Origin of the sequence: Stenotrophomonas maltophilia, from assembly GCF_006970445.1 — a bacterium.
Taxonomy (GTDB): domain Bacteria; phylum Pseudomonadota; class Gammaproteobacteria; order Xanthomonadales; family Xanthomonadaceae; genus Stenotrophomonas; species Stenotrophomonas maltophilia_AU.
Map to the genome: position 1 here is coordinate 2,601,112 of NZ_CP033877.1, position 15,540 is coordinate 2,616,651.

Below are 15,540 nucleotides of genomic sequence, written 5' to 3' on the forward strand. Positions count from 1 at the left end.
TCGGCCATGAAACGCCCACGCCAGTCCAGTTTCAGCCGCGCACGCGGCGGCATGTCGGTCACGATGATGCTGGTCATGCTGGCGCTGCTGGCCATGCTGGGCCTGATCGAGATCGGCTATCTGTTCTGGGCCAAGCGTGACGCGCAGAAGGTGGCCGACCTGGCCGCGCTGGCCGGCGCACAGCGACTGGAGCTGTGCAGCTCGGACAACAGCGACAACAGCGCGGCCCGGCAGAACGCGCTGGTCCAGAACAAGTTCGCGGGCACCCTGCAGATCCGCTGCGGGAACTGGAGCGCCAGCCGCGGCACCGGCAACCGCTTCGTCACCAGCGTCGATGCCAGTAATCCGCGCAATGCGGTGCAGGTGGTCGCCGAACGCAGCGTGCTGCCCTTCTTCGGGCAGAACGCCAGCCTGCCCACCGTGAGCGTGCAGGCCGTGGCGCGCCGCGCCGAACCCACTGCGGTGTTCGCGGTGGGCTCGCAGCTGCTGCGGACCAATGGCGATTCCGTCCTGCTGTCGACCCTGCGCCTGGTCGGCCTGGACGTCACCAATGCCACGGTGCTGTCCTATGACGGACTGGCACAGGCCAACATCACCCCGTCCGGCCTGCTGAAAGCGCTCAACATTCCGGTGAGCGCCAACCTCAGCGTGGCCGACTTCAACCGTCTGCTGTCGGTCAACAAGATTTCGCTGGCGCAGCTGGTGGATGCGACCGCCACCGTGGTCGGCCGTGACTCCACGGTGGGCGTGCAGCTGCGCGCCCTGTCCGACCTGGTCGCCACCCAGCTGGACATCAACAAGCTCAACATCGTGCTCGGCAGCCAGTCCGGCGGCGGCGGACTGTTCGCGGAAGTTGTCTCACCCGACGGTACCGTCGGCAGCGCGCTGGAGTCACAGATCAACGTGCTCAACCTGATCAGCACCGCGATCTCCATCGCCAACGATGGCAACGGCGTGACGATCAAGGGGCTGGACCTGCTGGGCATCAAGATCCAGGGCGGCGTGGTCGAACCACCGTCGATCGCCATCGGTGGTGTCGGCAGCCGCGCCTACAATGCGCAGGTGCGGCTGATGGTGGACGTGGACAGCAACAACCTGTTCGCGCTGGGGCCGCTGCTGAACCTGCTCGGCACGCGCCTGCACCTGCCGCTGCACGTCGATGTAGCCAACGGCATGGGCACGTTGACCGGTATCCAGTGCGGCGGCAGCCCCCCCAAGGCCACCATCCAGGTCGATTCGTCGGTGCTGCGCGCCTGCGTCGGCAACGTCGATCCCGCACAGCGCTTCTCCAAGGCCAATGTCTGCGACACCACGCTGCAGAACGAACAGCTGCTGAAGCTGCTGGGCCAGCCGTTGATCAACGACAAGATCACCCTGCCCGCCCTGACCAGCACGCAGAGCCTGACCCTGGCCGCCGGCGAGACCGGCTCGACCCGGATCAATCCGCTCGCGATCGGTGATGCGGTGTCGAGCCTGGTCAACGAACTGCTGCGGGTGCTGTCGGGCATGCTCAGCTCGCCCAAGCAGGGCATGAACGCCAACGACACCGCCAAGGCACTGGCCGATCGCTATCTGCAGGCGGCGTTTCCGCCCAACACCCGCTACGACGTCGACAAACTGATTCCGCTGCTGCGCGATGGCGATCCCAGCCGGCAGCTGGCACCGCTCAACAGCTGGACCGTGCCGGGTGGCCTGCCCTATGCGTGCGGGCTGCTCAACCTGACCACCTGCCACAAGGATGGCCCGGTCTGGGATGCGCTCAGAGTCACGGTCACCGGCCAGGGCCTGGGCGTCCTCGATGGTCTGCTCGGCTCGCTGGTCGGCGGCCTGCTGATCAACCGCTGCGACAGCCTGCTCGGCAACCTGATCGATTACAACGGCTGCGTGCGCAACAACCTGGCGTCCTACATCCAGACCGCACCGGCCGGCTTCCTCGATGGTGCCGGGGGAACGGGCGTCACCAACCCCGACGGCAGTGTCAGCTGCAGCGGCCTGCTGTGCACGCTGCTGAAGCCGATCCTGGCCGCACTGCGGCCGGTGCTCAACAGTGTCGGCACCCTGCTGACCAACCTGCTGGCCAGCGTGCTGGGCCTGGAACTGGGCCGGACCGACGTCAACGTGCAGTCGATCCAGTGCAGCGCGGCACAGCTGGTCTATTGAAATCGGGCCGTGACGGGCGCCCTTGGCGGCGCCCGCGCCCATGCTAGACTCCCGGCGGGGAACCACCTTCATCTCAACCCACACTCATCCGTGGATGGTCTAGACATGCGAGAAACTTCAGGGGGCGCGGTCTTCGCCCGGCACGCGCGCAGCGCGGCAGTGCTGGCCGTGGCCATGATGCTGGTGGCACCGGCGGCGATGGCCGCACGTGGCGACCGTGAGGCTGCAGCCGAACCGGTACGCAGCGCGCCGGTAGTGCGCAACACCGTGGACGAGCTCAAGCAGTTGATGGATTCGCGCCAGCTGACCGAGCTGCGCACCACCTACAACGGCAACTACGGCGCCAGCCTGCTGTTCAACGCCAACACCCTGACCTACTACGTCGCCCTGTTCCAGGAGAAGAACTTCTGGCGGGTGATCAAGACCGATGCGGTGGACAACGCCGAGCGTGTCTACCGCACCTTCGCGCAGCAGTCCGAACAGCTGGCCCAGGTCTACATCGACACCACCCGCCTTGAAGCCGGCAAGCGCTACACCGAGCGCCTGGTGGCCTACAACGAAGAACGCCTGCGCACTCTGCAGCAGGAAATGGAACAGCAGCAGGCGCAGTCGGCACAGGTCAGCGCCGCCCTGCAGCAGGCCCAGCAGCAGGCCGTGAGCCTCAGCACCGATGTGCAGAGCACCAACAGCCAGCTGGACGCCCTGCAGCGCCGCATCCAGATCCTGCAGGCCGAACAGGGCAACCCGGAGTTGAGCCTGCCCAAGCCGGACAGCGTGCCCGCACCGGCGGCCGCCAGCGACGGTCGCTGAGACCTGCACTCACGGCATTCCACGCGACGGCGCCCTACGGCGCCGTTGTCGTTTTCGGCACTTCACCCCCCCGCATCATTGGCAGGCGCCGTAGACCGCGTCATCAAGCTGCCGGCGCTGCACGAAATCCAGCCGCCGACGCTTGAGCAGCGCCTGTTCGCGTTTGCGCCGGGCGCGCTCGCAGGCCGCCGCATCCGTGCTGATCGTGATCAATGCACCCTGTGCCCGGGCGACGCGCCGCTGGCGACGCGACGGCTTCGATGGCGTGACCGCTGGAACCACCGCGCCGCGGGACAATGACTGCTCCGCCGGGACGTCCCAGCGCCAGGCTGCGCGCCCCTGGCAGGGTGTCTGCTGGTAGACAGGGTGCGGTCCATCCACGCACTTGTAGACGTGGGTCTGTGCCGCCACCGCCATCGGCAACAGCAGGTACAGCATCAGAGACCATCGCATGGTGGGCATCCGGGCGTTCCACAGGCAGGCTGCGGACATCCTCGGCCCGCAACTCCGGTCCCGCCAGAGCGATACGCGTCACACCCTTTGCAATCCAGCACAGCGATGCAAGCCCGGCGTTGGCACCTGCGCTGTACTGCCGGAGGCACCGGCAGCCAGCCGGTGCCTTCCCTCCCTTCCGCCAAGGAACCTGCAATGAGCAACTTCGTCACCGTCGCCGACGGCGCCCGCATCTTCTACAAGGATTGGGGTACCGGCCAGCCGATCGTGTTCGCCCACGGCTGGCCGCTGTCCTCCGATGCCTGGGACCCGCAGATGCTGTTCATGGGCCAGAACGGCTTCCGCGTGATCGCCCACGATCGTCGCAGCCACGGTCGCTCCAGCCAGACCTGGGATGGCAACAACATGGACACCTACGCCGACGATCTGGCGGCGGTGATCGAGGCGCTGGACCTGAAGGACGCGATCCTGGTCGGCCATTCCACCGGTGGCGGCGAAGTGGCCCACTACGTGGGTCGCCATGGCAGCAAGCGCGTGGCCAAGGTGGTGCTGGTCGGTGCTGTACCGCCGCTGATGCTGAAGACCGCCGGCAACCCGGCCGGTACCCCGCTGGAGGTCTTCGACGGTATCCGCAAGGGTACCGGCGGCGACCGCTCGCAGTTCTTCAGGGACCTGACCACCCCGTTCTTCGGCGCCAACCGCGACGGCAACACGGTCACCCAGGGCATGCGTGACTCGTTCTGGCTGCAGGGCATGCTCGGTGGCGTCAAGGGCCAGTACGACTGCGTGCACGAATTCTCGGAAGTGGACTACACCGAGGACCTGAAGAAGATCGACGTGCCGGCGCTGGTGGTGCACGGCGACGACGACCAGATCGTGCCGTTCGATGCCTCGGCCAAGCTGTCCTCGCAGATCATCAAGGATGCCGAGCTGAAGGTGTACGCCGGTGCGCCGCACGGCCTGACCGTCACCCACGCCGAGCAGTTCAACGCTGACCTGCTGGCGTTCGCACGGAAGTGATGCACCGCGGCGGCGCTACCCAGCGCCGCCGCACAAAAAGGGGACGGAGGGGATTAAGTCGTTTGTGCATAAACGACTTAATCCCCTCCGTCCCCTTTTCGCGTCAGATGTCGGTGTGGTGATGTGGCACAGCGGCAGGCAGCGGGTCATGCCCACCCACGAAGTGGCGCACCACCGGCGCACGCTCACCTCGATGCAATCCGCGCAACACTTCCTGGATCGCCTTGTCATCAGCGGTGATGCGCTCGTGCTGGCGCAGGTGCTCCAGCCACGACGGGGTCACGAAGTACTCCAGGTGAATGCCCGGGCTGGCCACATCCTCGACCACACCCCAGACCACCGCGCCATCGCGGCGACGAATCGCGCCCAACGCGCGCATCTGCGCCTGGAACGCGGCACGATCAGCATCGTCGATGCGGTACTCGAGGGTGACCAGCACCGGGCCGCGATCGTTCGACACCGGCACCGACAGCTCGGGTGCCGGCCAGTGCCCGGCCGGGCTCAGGTTCAGGTCCTCGGTACCGGCGATGCGCACGCGCCACACCAGCAATCCGCCGATCACCGCGCCTGCGGCAGCCACCAGCAATGCCAGTTCCGGCGAGGTACGCTGTGCGAGCGCGCCCCAGCTCAGTCCGCCGGCCGCCATGCCGGCCGAGAACACCATGATGTACAACGCCAGCGCACGCGCACGTACCCATGCCGGCACCGCGGTCTGCGCGGCAATCTGCAGCGACGACAACACGGTGATCCAGGCGAAGCCATTGACCAGCATCACCGCCGGAAGCACGTACCAGCTGCGGGTCAGTGCCAGCCCGACCAGGCTCAGCGCCAGCGACAACGTCGCCAGCAGCACCAGCAGGTCCCGATCCATCTGCGCGCGCAGCTTCGGCAGCAGCAGCGCACCGCCCACCGCACCGATGCCGATGCAGCCCAGCAGCATGCCGTACTGCCCCGCCCCGCCGTGCATCTGCCCACGCACTACCACTGGCAGCAACGCGTTCATCGCCGCGGCGAAGAAGAAGAAGCCCACCGACTTGATCAGCACCGCCTGCAGGCGTCCCGCACGGCTGGCGTAGCGCAGGCCCGCTTTCAGTCCAGCACCGAAGCCTTCCGGTGGCAGACTCGACTGCTTCGGGTCACGCTTCCAACCCCACACCACGAACAGCATTGCGGCGAAGGTGATGGCGTTGAAGCCGAAGGCCCAGACCGCACCGAGCTGGGCGACGATCACGCCGCCGATGGCCGGGCCGATCGAGCGCGCGATGTTGATGCCGATCGAGTTCAGCGCCACCGCCGAGGCCAGCATCGGCTGCGGTACCAGTTCGGACACGATTGCGGCCTGCGCCGGCATCGCCATCGCCGCACCGCAGCCCATGCAGAAGGTCAGCAGCACCAGCAGCTGCGGGGTCAGCAGGTCCATCGCGGTCAGCGTCGCCATCACGGCGGCGACCAGCAGCATCCAGCCCTGGGTCGCCAACAGGTACCTGCGGCGATCAACGATGTCGGCCAGCGTGCCTGCGGCCAGCGCCAGCAGCACGATCGGCACGGTGGTGGCCGACTGCACCAGGGCCACCATCAGTGGTGAGCCGGTACGCTCGGCCATCACCCAGGCGGCGGCCACGTCGTTGACCCAGGTGCCGATGTTGCTGGCCAGGATCGCCAGCCAGATCGAACGGAACATCTGGATCTTCAGCGGGGACCAGGCGCCTGCGGCCTGTGCGGGGGGTTGCGACGCGGTTGCGTTCACCATTGCCATGCTCCAACGATCGAGGCGAACAACGTGTCCTGGCCACCGGCCTGCTTCAGTGCAGGCCCGGCATCGACCCAGGCCAGCTGCAGCTGCCATTGCCAGTGTTCGCTGGCCTGCCAGCGGGTTTCGGATTTGTACTGAGTGCCGATGCGGCGCGCGCCACCGGCGCTGCCCGGCAACGCCACCAGCGGTGCCGGCGTGGTGTAGACCGCATCGGCGCGACGATGCTTCCAGGCCATCTGTACGCCCAGTTCCGTCGTCACCGCGTCGTGCAGGCGCAGGGTCAGGGTCGGCTGGACGTCCATCAAGTTGGCCGGGGCCAGCAGGCTGGCCTCGCTGAAGTAGGCCGATTTCGGGAACAGTGCATTGAAGGTTCCCAGGCGGCCGTCATGCAGGTTGCCATCGCCACTGGCGATGTCGGCCTTCAGCCCCAGCCGCGGCTGCAACGGCAGGTCCGTCCAGCGCCACCCCGTATCGGTGGCCAGCGTCCAGGCGCGGATATCGAGCGTGCCGACGGCCGTTCGCAGTTCACCTCCCTGTGCCACCAGCTCGCCGTTCCAGTCCAGCGCAGCGACCTGGCCGAACCAGCGCGCGCCGAGGGTCTGTCGTCGCTCGGTGCCGGAGCCCGCTGCGAAGCGCGCGCCGTCGCGGCGGTAGTCCAGCAGGTACAGATCCCACTGTCCCGCGTCCTGCCCACGTGCCGTGGTGGCATAGGCACCCCACAGGTGGGCACCGTGTTCGCCACGATCATCAAAGGCACCCGGCCGGTTCTCCACCGGCCGCAGCGCCATCAGATCAAGCGCACCGAGGCGACCCTTCCAGCCCAGACGCGCACCGTCGAAGGCCAGGCGGATGTTCGGCCCATCGCGCACCGACAACAGCCGCGAGCTGCCATAGCCGGCTTCCTGCCGGCCGAGTTGCAGGTGGAAGCCACCGCGCTGCCAGCGCCAGTACGCCTGCTGCACGTCCAACGCGCCACGGTCGGTGCGGGCCGGGCCGCCGGCCTTGCCATTCTCGGCATGCACGCCCAGCTGCAGCTTCGCCTGCCAGCTGTCCTCCACATAGGTGGCTGAGGCCAGCGCACGCAGCAGGCCATAGCCATCTTCGCTGCCGCCGATGCCGAACCGGGTCGGGTCGTAGTACAGGCCACGCACGCGCAGCGAGGCGTCCAGCTGCAGCTGGCCGTTGCCAGCATCACTGCAACGGCCCCCCTCGCAGGCCAGCGCCAGCGAGGGCACGGCCAGCAGCGCCAGGCTCAGAACGCGAAGCACGAGCATCCCATCGCGCCCCAGAACGCGGTCAGGTCATCGGTGGGCGCCGCATGCTGCGCGGCATGACCGTGAGCACCATGCGTACTGCAGGCCACACCGTGATGGTGGCGATGGGCGGCGGCCAATCCGGTGGCGGCACCGCCGACGTGGTAGCCACCGAACCGGTTGACCGGCGACCAGTCCGGCATCGCCGGCGGCAGCTGCGGCGCAAGCCCGGCGTAGTCGCCGTCGGCATGCACGATGCGGCCACCCACCACGGTCAGCACGCTGGTGATATCGGCAATCTGCGCATCATCGACACGGAAGAAATCGGCCGATAGCACGATGAAATCGGCCAGCTGGCCGGCTTTCAGCGTGCCCTTCACCGCTTCGTCGCCGGAGAACCAGGCGCTGCCCTGGGTCCACAGGCGCAGCGCCTGCTCACGTTCGAGCAGGTTCTCATCGCCATACAGGGCCAGCCCACCCACGGTGCGCCCGGTCACCAGCCAGGACAACGCCACCCACGGGTTGTAGCTGGCCACGCGGGTGGCATCGGTGCCGGCACCGACCGGCACGCCTTCGGCCAGCATGCGCTTGACCGGCGGCGTGTGCCGCGCCGCCTGCACGCCATAGCGCTCGACGAAGGCCTCGCCCTGGTAGGCCATGCGGTGCTGCACGGCGATACCGCCACCCAGCGCACGGATGCGTTCGATGTTGCGCGGGGTGATGGTCTCGGCGTGGTCGATGAACCAGTGCAGGCCATCGAACGGCACCTCGCGGTTGACCTGTTCGTACACATCCAGGATGCGGGTGATGCTCTCGTCGTAGGTGGCGTGGATGCGGAACGGCCAGCGCTTCTCGACCAGCAGCTTCACCACGTCATGCAGTTCGGGCTCCAGCTCCGGCGGCAGTTCCGGGCGGGGCTCGTTGAACAGTTCGAAGTCGGCCGCCGAGAACACCAGCATCTCGCCGGCTCCGTTGTGGCGCAGCAGGTCATCGCCCTGGCGCGGCTGCAGGATCTCACTCCAGCCACGGAAGTCATCCACTTCCCTGCCCTTGTTCTGGGTGAACAGGTTGTAGGCGATGCGCACCGTCAGCTGGTCATCGCGATGCAGCTGCTCGATGACCTGGTAGTCCTCGGGGTAGTTCTGGAAGCCACCGCCGGCGTCGATCACCGAGGTGATGCCAAGCCGGTTCAGCTCGCGCATGAAGTGGCGCGTCGAGTTGGCCTGGTATTCGATCGGCAAGCGCGGGCCCTTGGCCAGCGTGGCGTACAGGATCAGCGCATTGGGCTTGGCCAGCAGCAGCCCGGTCGGGTTGCCCAGCGAATCGCGCACGATCTGCCCGCCCGGCGGATCCGGCGTGTCCTTGCTGTAGCCGCACGCGCGCAGCGCGGCACGGTTGAGCAGCGCGCGGTCATACAGGTGCAGCAGGAACACCGGCGTATCCGGCGCAATGTCGTTGAGCTCCTGCAGCGTCGGCAGGCGCTTCTCGTTGAACTGCGCGGCAGTGAAGCCACCGACCACACGGACCCACTGCGGTGCCGGAGTCCGATCGACCTGGGCCTTCAACATGTCCAGCGCGTCGCCGAGCGAGCGCAGGCCGTCCCAGCGCAGCTCCAGGTTGTAGTTCAGGCCACCACGGATCAGGTGGGTATGGCTGTCGTTGAGGCCGGGCAGCAGGCGCCGGCCTTGGGCGTCGATCAGGGTCGCTTCATTGCCCCAGCCGCGTATGATCTCCTCATCGCTGCCGACGGCGACGATGCGTCCTTCCTGCACAGCCAGCGCCTGCGCATGCGGCTGCTGCGGGTCGAGGGTGGTGATGCGGGCATTGCGGATGACCAGCGTGCTCATGCGACGCTCCTTGGGAGTGGAATCGAGTGCGGCACCGGCGCGACCGGCCAGGCCAAGCGCAACAGCGGCACCACTGGCCAGCACCACGTTGCGGCGGCCGTGGTCGAGGGGATCGTGACTCATGCGAAATCTCCCGGAAGACGTTGGCCGTCCAGCGCCCAGGCGCCGGGCCCGGACAGCGCGAGGGCCAGCAGCACCGTGGTCCACATCAACGGGTACTCACTGCCGCCGCGCATCCAGAACCAGCCCTTGGGCAGGGCCAACAGAACGGTGAAGCCGATGAAAGCGGCCGCCGCAAATGCGGCGATACGGGTCTGCCATCCCAGCAGCACGGCCAGCCCGGACAGCACCTGCAGCAGGGCCAGCAACAGCGGCAACGGCGCCATCGCCGGCAACCCGAAGCCGCGTAGCTCGGTAGCGAAGCCGGACAGCCCCGGTCCACCGAACCAGCCGAACAGCTTGCCCAACGCGTGTGGCAGCAGGAAGCCTCCTGCCGCCACGCGCAGCATCAGCAGGGCCAGGTCGAGGCCATGGCCAGCCAGCATGCTCAGTGCCCGCCTTCCTGCGCGCCGAACATGCTCTTGGCGTACTGGATGCCGATGCCATAGCCGCCGGCGTGGTCGCGGGCGATACCGGTGGTCAGATCGTAGGTTTCACCACGTGCCCAGTCACGCTGCAGCTCAAGCAGGTACTGCACGCTGGTCATCGGCACCGCACCGGCCTGCACCATGCGGGTGATCGCACGCTCGTGCGCTTCTTCGCTAACATCGCCACAGGCATCGGTGATCACGTAGACCTCGAAGCCCTGCGCCAGCGCCGACAGTGCCGGGCCGACGATGCAGACGCTGGTCCACAGGCCGGCAACAACCAGGCGGCGCTTGCCGAGACGGTTGATCTCATCGATCACCGGCTGGTCTTCCCAGGTGTTCATCGAAGTGCGGTCGAACACCGTCTGGCCCGGGAAGATCTGCGGCAGTTCCGGGAACATCGGGCCGGAGAATGACGTTTCGGCGACCGTGGTCAGCACGACCGGCACATTGAAGCCCTTGGCACCCTTGCTGATCAGCGACACGTTGTTGCGCAGCGCAGAGATGTCGATGGTGTGGGTGGCAAACGCCATCTGCGACTGGAAGTCGATCAGCACCAGGGCGTGGTCGGTCGGCGACAGCAGGGCCGGGGCGGGAGTGGCGGTGGCAAGGCTCATGGATGGACTCCGTGGGAAACAAGGTCGGGGGGAAGCAACAGGGCGGCATCCCCGGCCAGGAACTGGCCGGGACTGCATCCGGTCTCCGCGCGGAAGCTGCGGACGAAATGGCTCTGGTCGAAGAAGCCCAGCTGCTGCGCCAGGCGGGACATCGGCAGCTGCGCGCTGGGCAGCAGCTGGCGTGCACGTTCGATGCGGCGACGGCGCACATAGCGCAGCGGACTGGCGCCGGTACCGGTGCGGAACAGACGCACCAGATGGAAGCGACTGACGCAGGCGGCGGCTGCCAGCTCGGTCACCCGCAGCGGCTGCGACAGGTGCTCATCGACATAGCGCAGGGCGCGCTGCAGTGCGGCGGCCTGCTGCGGTGCCAGCGACACGACGGACGGATCAGGCGGAAAAACGGTGGCCATGCGGGACGCCGCGAGGGGGTGCCCCATGGTGCGTGGCCCCTACGCGATGCCCTACCCCCGTCGGTCGAGGCCAGCACCTACCCGAATGGGGGAGGCCGACGGCCAAGCAGGCGGCGCCCGAACAGGCGCGCATCCAGTGAATAGGCCCCCGGCCCCACCATCAGCAGCGCCGGCGGCAACGCCACCAGCGGCCACGGTGCCTGCTGCGCGAACATGCCCACGGCCGCCAGCAGCACTGCCAGGGGCGTCAACACGCCCAGCATGAGCATGGCCGCCGCCAGCAGGCACAGCGCCGACCACCCACCCGCATGCGGGCCAGGCGTGCACAGCGCGGCGGCCAGGCACAGTCGCAGCCACAGCAGGCCGATGCCCGGACCGCGGTCGGGGAACATCACGAACAGGCGCTGCATGGCGGGGCTCCAGAGGGCATGCCGGCGTGATAGCCGAGGTCGGCGCACGCCGCCTACCCCGTTCGGGTCACCCCGGGCTGCCCCGCACCTGCCAGAATGCGCGCCATGCGTGGCCGCCCCTTCCCGTTCCTGTGTCGCCTGCCGACGCTGCTGACCTGCCTGCTGTTGTTGATCGCCCTGCCCGCCCTTGCCGTGCAGCGTCCGCCGGTGAGCGGCGGGCTGCCCGATTACGAGCACACTGCCTGGCGCGTCGGCCAAGGCGCACCTGGCGACATCTGGGACATCACCCAGGACCGTGACGGCCTGTTGTGGCTGGCCACCGGCTCGGGCCTGTACCGCTTCGATGGCCGTCGTTTCGAACGGCAGGCGGCGCCCGTTGGCAGCCACTTCCCGTCCACCAACATGGTCACGCTGGCGCAGGGCCGCGATGGCGCCCTGTGGATCGGCTACTTCCAGGCCGGCATCAGCCGGTTCGCGCAGGGGCAGCTGCACAGCTATGGCCGCGAACAGGGAGTGCCGGTCGGTGTGGTGCCGCACTTCAGCCAGGATCGCGAGGGTCGGCTGTGGGCGGCGATCAATGGCGGGCTGCGCCGCTTTGATGGACAACGCTGGCAGCCACTGCCGGCCAGTGCCGGGCTGCCGGAACGCCGAGTGCAGTGGCTGCTGCACGACAGCCGGGACACGTTCTGGGTCCTGGCCGATCTGAAGGTGTGGATGCGCGCTGCCGGCCAGGCAACCTTCCAGGACACCGGCATCGCCGTCTCGCAGATGGCGACGCTGGCCGAAAGCCCGCAGGGCGAAGTGTGGCTGGCCGACCGGCTGCGCGGCACCTCGCCACTGGCCAACGCGCAGGGCCTGCTGCCGGACAGCGAGCGCGAAGCGCGACGGCTGCCGGAGCTGGTCGCCGCGCGCCTGCAGTTCACCGCCGACGGTTCGTTGTGGGCCACGATGAGCCCGCACGGCGGCGTCGCCCGCGTCTCCTTCGACGGCGCCCAGGCCGTACGCATGGAGCGTTTCGATTCGCCGCACGGGCTGACCGCCACCTCGGCGGTACCGATCATCGTCGATCGCGAAGGCAATCTCTGGGTCGGTACCAATCTCGGCCTCAACCGCTTCCGCGCACGCAGCGTGCACACCCTGGCGGTGGGTCCGAGCGATCCCTACCGCTCGCTGGTGCGGGCCAGCAATGGCCGCGTGTATGGCTACGGCGAAGATCTCAAGCCCTACGACCTGCGACGTACCGTGCTGGATGGCAGCGCCTCGCAGCTGCAGGCCGCCGCACGCCAGGCACCCACGCCGATCTGGCAGTTCGACTGGGTCAACCTTGCGCGCACCGTAGCCGGCCACACCACACTGATCCCGCTGCCTCCGCCATTCACCGGGCAGCCGCTGCATGCCCTGCTGTTCCCCGACGACGGACAGGCCTGGGCCTGCACCGGCGAACGAGGGGTGCTGCACTACCAGCACGACCAGTGGCAACGCGAAAGTCGCCTCCCCGAGCAGGCCTGCTCATCACTGGCGCTGGATGCCCGTGGCCAGCTGCTGCTCGGCTATGCCGATGGCCGACTGCGCCGGATGGACGCAACCGGCATCGAGACCTTCGATGCCGGCCACGGCCTGTCAGTGGGGCCGATCACGGCGCTGCTGCATCACCAGGACCTGCTGCTGGTCGCCGGGGAGGCCGGGCTGGCCGCGCGGCTGGGCAGTGGACGTTTCGTTCCGGTGCGCACCGACATGGCCGGCGTCCTGGAAGGCATCACCGGCATGGTCGCCGATGCCAATGGGCACCTGTGGCTCAACGGCAGCCGTGGCCTGGTACGGATGGAAAGCGGGTTGCTGCGCCGTGCCCTGCGCACCGGCCTGCCGGTAACGCCTCGCCTGTTCGATGCCATTGACGGCATGCCCGGCATCGCCCTGCAGAGCGGACCGATCGCCACCGCCGCCCTGGCCGATGACGGCCTGCTGTGGCTGGCCACCAACCAGGGCCTGGCCTGGCTGGACACCACCCGCTCGCACGTCAATACGATGGCTCCCAGCGTGCGCATCGGCGAGGTGCTGTACGGCAGCGAGCACGAGCCCCTGCGCGATGACCTGCGCCTCCCGGCCGGGACCAGCCAGCTGCAGATCGATTACGTGGCGCTGTCGTTGGCACGTCCGGAGCGCAACCGCTACCGATACCGCCTCTCAGGCGTCGACGATGGCTGGCAGGACGCAGGCAGCAGCACCCGCGCGTATTACACCAACCTTGCGCCGGGCAACTACCGGTTCGAGGTGGAAGCCGCCAACGAGGACGGCATCTGGAGCACCGCGCCGGCCAGCCGCAGCTTCCGCATCGCCCCTACCTTCATGCAGACCGTGTGGTTCAAGCTGCTGTGCACGGCCGCAGTGCTTGCGCTGCTGGTGATGGCGGTGCGCATCCGCAGCGGACAGCTGGCCGCGCTGTTCCGCGCGCGCCTGCAGGAACGCAACGGCGAACGCGAACGCATCGCGCGCGACCTGCACGACACCCTGCTGCAGGGCAGCCAGGGCCTGATCCTGCGCCTGCACGCGATCAGCCAGTCAGCGCAGACACCGGAACCGGTACGCAGCCAGCTGGAGTCGGCGATGCAGCTGGCCGAACGCAACCTGGCCGAGGGCCGCGAGCGGGTCAATGCGCTTCGCGAGGGACCGTTCGCGGGCCGCGACCTCGCTTCGGCGCTGGCCGATGTGCACGCCGAATACGCCGGGCACGGCACCAATCCCCTGCGCCTGACCGTGGAAGGCGCGACGCCACCGCTGCAGGCCGACGCAGCGGAAGAGGTGTTCCTGATCGGGCGCGAAGCCATCCGCAATGCATTGCGTCATGCCGATGCCAGTGCCATTGAAGTGGAACTGTCCTATGGCACGCGGTGTTTCCTGCTGCACGTGCGCGACGATGGCGTCGGCATCGCCGACGAGAATGCCGGCCATGGCCATTGGGGCCTGCAGGGCATGCGCGAACGCGCGCAGCGTCTCGGCGCGGAACTGCAGCTGTGGACCCGCCCCGGGCTGGGTACCGAAGTCGCGCTGGCGGTTCCCGCCCGTCGCCTGTATCACCGCCGCCCATCGCGTTGGCGCTGGCCCTGGAGTAGAACGAGCCATGACTGAATCCCCTGCCCCGATCGGCGTACTGGTGGTCGATGATCACCCGTTGCTGCGTGACGGCCTGGCTGCGCTGCTGGGCGCCCATTCCGACCTGCGCCTGCTCGGCGAGGCCGCCGATGGCGAGGAAGCCATCGCGCGCTATCAGCAGCTGCAGCCGGACGTGGTACTGATGGACCTGCAGATGCCACGCCTGGATGGTGTTGAAGCCATCGTGCGGATCCGCGCGATGGATCCGCGTGCGCGCATCATCGTGCTGACCACCTATCGCGGTGACGTGCGTGCGGTGCGGGCGCTGCAGGCCGGCGCCAGTGCGTACCTGTTGAAGGACATGCTGCGCCACGAGCTGGTCGATACGATCCGTATGGTCGCTGGCGGCCGGCGCGCACCGATCCCCCCGGCGGTGGCGGCGAGCATCGCCGCACATGTGGTGGAAGACCGGCTGTCGCCGCGCGAAACCGAAGTGCTGCGGCACGTGGCCGGTGGCCTGTCGAACAAGCGCATCGGCGAGCGCATGCAGATTTCCGAGCAGACGGTGAAGGCGCACATGAAAAGCCTGATGGACAAGCTGGGCGTCGGCGATCGCACGCATGCGGTAACCCAGGCACTGCGGCGCGGCATCATCAGCCTGGACGACAGCGGGCACGATTAGGGGGTTGTTCGGCAGGGCTTGCAGCCCTGCACCCGCGGTAGTGCCAGCCGCTGGCGGCTGTGCGTTCGGGCGCTTGCGAAGCGGTGCTTCGCAAGCAAAGCGCCCTCACCCATGTAAGCTCGGTCGCCGCATCCATGCGGCTCACGCCCCCGCAACCGGACCCACCCCGCCTTCGACAATTCCCCGCGACCTGTCGTGTATTGCTATCTGTAGCCGAGCCATGCTCGGCTCAGATCTCACAGATATTGAAATATTCGATTCCGATGGAGTCATCCACACAAGCGTGGATCCATCAGACATCGGGAAACTGTCAGAGGTGGGGCGGTGTCGGAGTGCGGGGTGTCAGCCGCATGGATGCGGCTGCCAAGCCTACAAGGACGTACTTGCGGCGTCCCCGCACTCCGACACCGCCCCACCACCCCACAAGAAACCCGCCGTTGCTGTT

The 15,540-nt window shown here is 67.9% G+C and carries 13 protein-coding genes; 5 read left to right on the top strand and 8 right to left on the bottom strand.

The annotated features are described in order from the left end of the window. Positions 1-6: 6 nt before the first annotated feature. Both EGM71_RS11975 and EGM71_RS11980 read left to right on the top strand, forming a co-directional pair. On the top strand, positions 7-2,160 hold the full coding sequence (locus EGM71_RS11975; RefSeq protein WP_188485108.1) for a TadG family pilus assembly protein: 2,154 nt from the start codon (positions 7-9) through the stop codon (positions 2,158-2,160). Positions 2,161-2,265: 105 nt separating this feature from the next. Further along, a complete protein-coding gene (locus EGM71_RS11980) occupies positions 2,266-2,970 on the top strand; it encodes a DUF2968 domain-containing protein (protein WP_188485109.1) in 705 nt (234 codons plus the stop codon). Between the two features lie 75 nt (positions 2,971-3,045). Here the strand turns inward: EGM71_RS11980 and EGM71_RS11985 are convergent, their stop codons facing one another. Beyond that, entirely contained in the window at positions 3,046-3,432 is a 387-nt protein-coding gene (locus tag EGM71_RS11985) for a hypothetical protein (RefSeq protein WP_188485110.1), read from the bottom strand. A gap of 186 nt (positions 3,433-3,618) precedes the next feature. On the opposite strand from EGM71_RS11985, the gene EGM71_RS11990 reads away from it, so the two are divergent. After that, complete coding sequence (locus EGM71_RS11990; protein ID WP_188485111.1) at positions 3,619-4,443, top strand: alpha/beta fold hydrolase; 825 nt, start codon at positions 3,619-3,621, stop codon at positions 4,441-4,443. Positions 4,444-4,546: 103 nt separating this feature from the next. On the opposite strand, the gene EGM71_RS11995 is transcribed toward EGM71_RS11990, so the two are convergent. From EGM71_RS11995 to EGM71_RS12025, 7 genes are all read right to left on the bottom strand, one after another. Further along, positions 4,547-6,193: an MFS transporter gene (locus EGM71_RS11995; protein WP_188485112.1), complete on the bottom strand. Its 1,647-nt coding sequence runs from the start codon at positions 6,191-6,193 to the stop codon at positions 4,547-4,549. After that, positions 6,187-7,470: an alginate export family protein gene (locus EGM71_RS12000; RefSeq protein WP_188485113.1), complete on the bottom strand. Its 1,284-nt coding sequence runs from the start codon at positions 7,468-7,470 to the stop codon at positions 6,187-6,189. Before EGM71_RS12000 ends, EGM71_RS11995 begins: the two co-directional genes overlap by 7 nt. Further along, positions 7,449-9,296 carry an amidohydrolase gene (locus tag EGM71_RS12005; RefSeq protein WP_188489828.1) on the bottom strand — a complete coding sequence of 616 codons (1,848 nt, stop codon included), beginning with the start codon at positions 9,294-9,296 and terminating at the stop codon, positions 7,449-7,451. The genes EGM71_RS12000 and EGM71_RS12005 overlap by 22 nt, the downstream gene beginning before the upstream one ends. Positions 9,297-9,415: 119 nt before the next feature. After that, positions 9,416-9,841 (bottom strand): DoxX family protein, encoded by a 426-nt coding sequence (locus tag EGM71_RS12010; protein WP_188485114.1) that lies wholly within the window; start codon positions 9,839-9,841, stop codon positions 9,416-9,418. Between the two features lie 2 nt (positions 9,842-9,843). Next, positions 9,844-10,500: a hydrolase gene (locus EGM71_RS12015; RefSeq protein ID WP_188485115.1), complete on the bottom strand. Its 657-nt coding sequence runs from the start codon at positions 10,498-10,500 to the stop codon at positions 9,844-9,846. Further along, positions 10,497-10,940, bottom strand: a complete 444-nt coding sequence (locus EGM71_RS12020; RefSeq protein ID WP_188485116.1) for a helix-turn-helix transcriptional regulator — start codon at positions 10,938-10,940, stop codon at positions 10,497-10,499. The genes EGM71_RS12015 and EGM71_RS12020 overlap by 4 nt, the downstream gene beginning before the upstream one ends. A gap of 50 nt (positions 10,941-10,990) precedes the next feature. Further along, positions 10,991-11,323, bottom strand: a complete 333-nt coding sequence (locus EGM71_RS12025; RefSeq protein ID WP_188485117.1) for a hypothetical protein — start codon at positions 11,321-11,323, stop codon at positions 10,991-10,993. Positions 11,324-11,419: 96 nt separating this feature from the next. On the opposite strand from EGM71_RS12025, the gene EGM71_RS12030 reads away from it, so the two are divergent. Together EGM71_RS12030 and EGM71_RS12035 are read left to right on the top strand one after the other, a co-directional pair. After that, on the top strand, positions 11,420-14,449 hold the full coding sequence (locus EGM71_RS12030; protein ID WP_188485118.1) for a sensor histidine kinase: 3,030 nt from the start codon (positions 11,420-11,422) through the stop codon (positions 14,447-14,449). Then, on the top strand, positions 14,442-15,095 hold the full coding sequence (locus EGM71_RS12035) for a response regulator (protein ID WP_014037539.1): 654 nt from the start codon (positions 14,442-14,444) through the stop codon (positions 15,093-15,095). Before EGM71_RS12030 ends, EGM71_RS12035 begins: the two co-directional genes overlap by 8 nt. The last annotated feature ends 445 nt before the right edge of the window (positions 15,096-15,540 follow it).

Bases quoted from the DNA above. Each gene is read 5' to 3' on its own strand.
- EGM71_RS11975 (WP_188485108.1), top strand. From the start codon at position 7: ATGAAACGCCCACGCCAGTCCAGTTTCAGCCGCGCACGCGGCGGCATG.
- EGM71_RS11980 (WP_188485109.1), top strand. From the start codon at position 2,266: ATGCGAGAAACTTCAGGGGGCGCGGTCTTCGCCCGGCACGCGCGCAGC.
- EGM71_RS11985 (WP_188485110.1), bottom strand. From the start codon at position 3,432: ATGCCCACCATGCGATGGTCTCTGATGCTGTACCTGCTGTTGCCGATG.
- EGM71_RS11990 (WP_188485111.1), top strand. From the start codon at position 3,619: ATGAGCAACTTCGTCACCGTCGCCGACGGCGCCCGCATCTTCTACAAG.
- EGM71_RS11995 (WP_188485112.1), bottom strand. From the start codon at position 6,193: ATGGTGAACGCAACCGCGTCGCAACCCCCCGCACAGGCCGCAGGCGCC.
- EGM71_RS12000 (WP_188485113.1), bottom strand. From the start codon at position 7,470: ATGCTCGTGCTTCGCGTTCTGAGCCTGGCGCTGCTGGCCGTGCCCTCG.
- EGM71_RS12005 (WP_188489828.1), bottom strand. From the start codon at position 9,296: ATGAGCACGCTGGTCATCCGCAATGCCCGCATCACCACCCTCGACCCG.
- EGM71_RS12010 (WP_188485114.1), bottom strand. From the start codon at position 9,841: ATGCTGGCTGGCCATGGCCTCGACCTGGCCCTGCTGATGCTGCGCGTG.
- EGM71_RS12015 (WP_188485115.1), bottom strand. From the start codon at position 10,500: ATGAGCCTTGCCACCGCCACTCCCGCCCCGGCCCTGCTGTCGCCGACC.
- EGM71_RS12020 (WP_188485116.1), bottom strand. From the start codon at position 10,940: ATGGGGCACCCCCTCGCGGCGTCCCGCATGGCCACCGTTTTTCCGCCT.
- EGM71_RS12025 (WP_188485117.1), bottom strand. From the start codon at position 11,323: ATGCAGCGCCTGTTCGTGATGTTCCCCGACCGCGGTCCGGGCATCGGC.
- EGM71_RS12030 (WP_188485118.1), top strand. From the start codon at position 11,420: ATGCGCGCCATGCGTGGCCGCCCCTTCCCGTTCCTGTGTCGCCTGCCG.
- EGM71_RS12035 (WP_014037539.1), top strand. From the start codon at position 14,442: ATGACTGAATCCCCTGCCCCGATCGGCGTACTGGTGGTCGATGATCAC.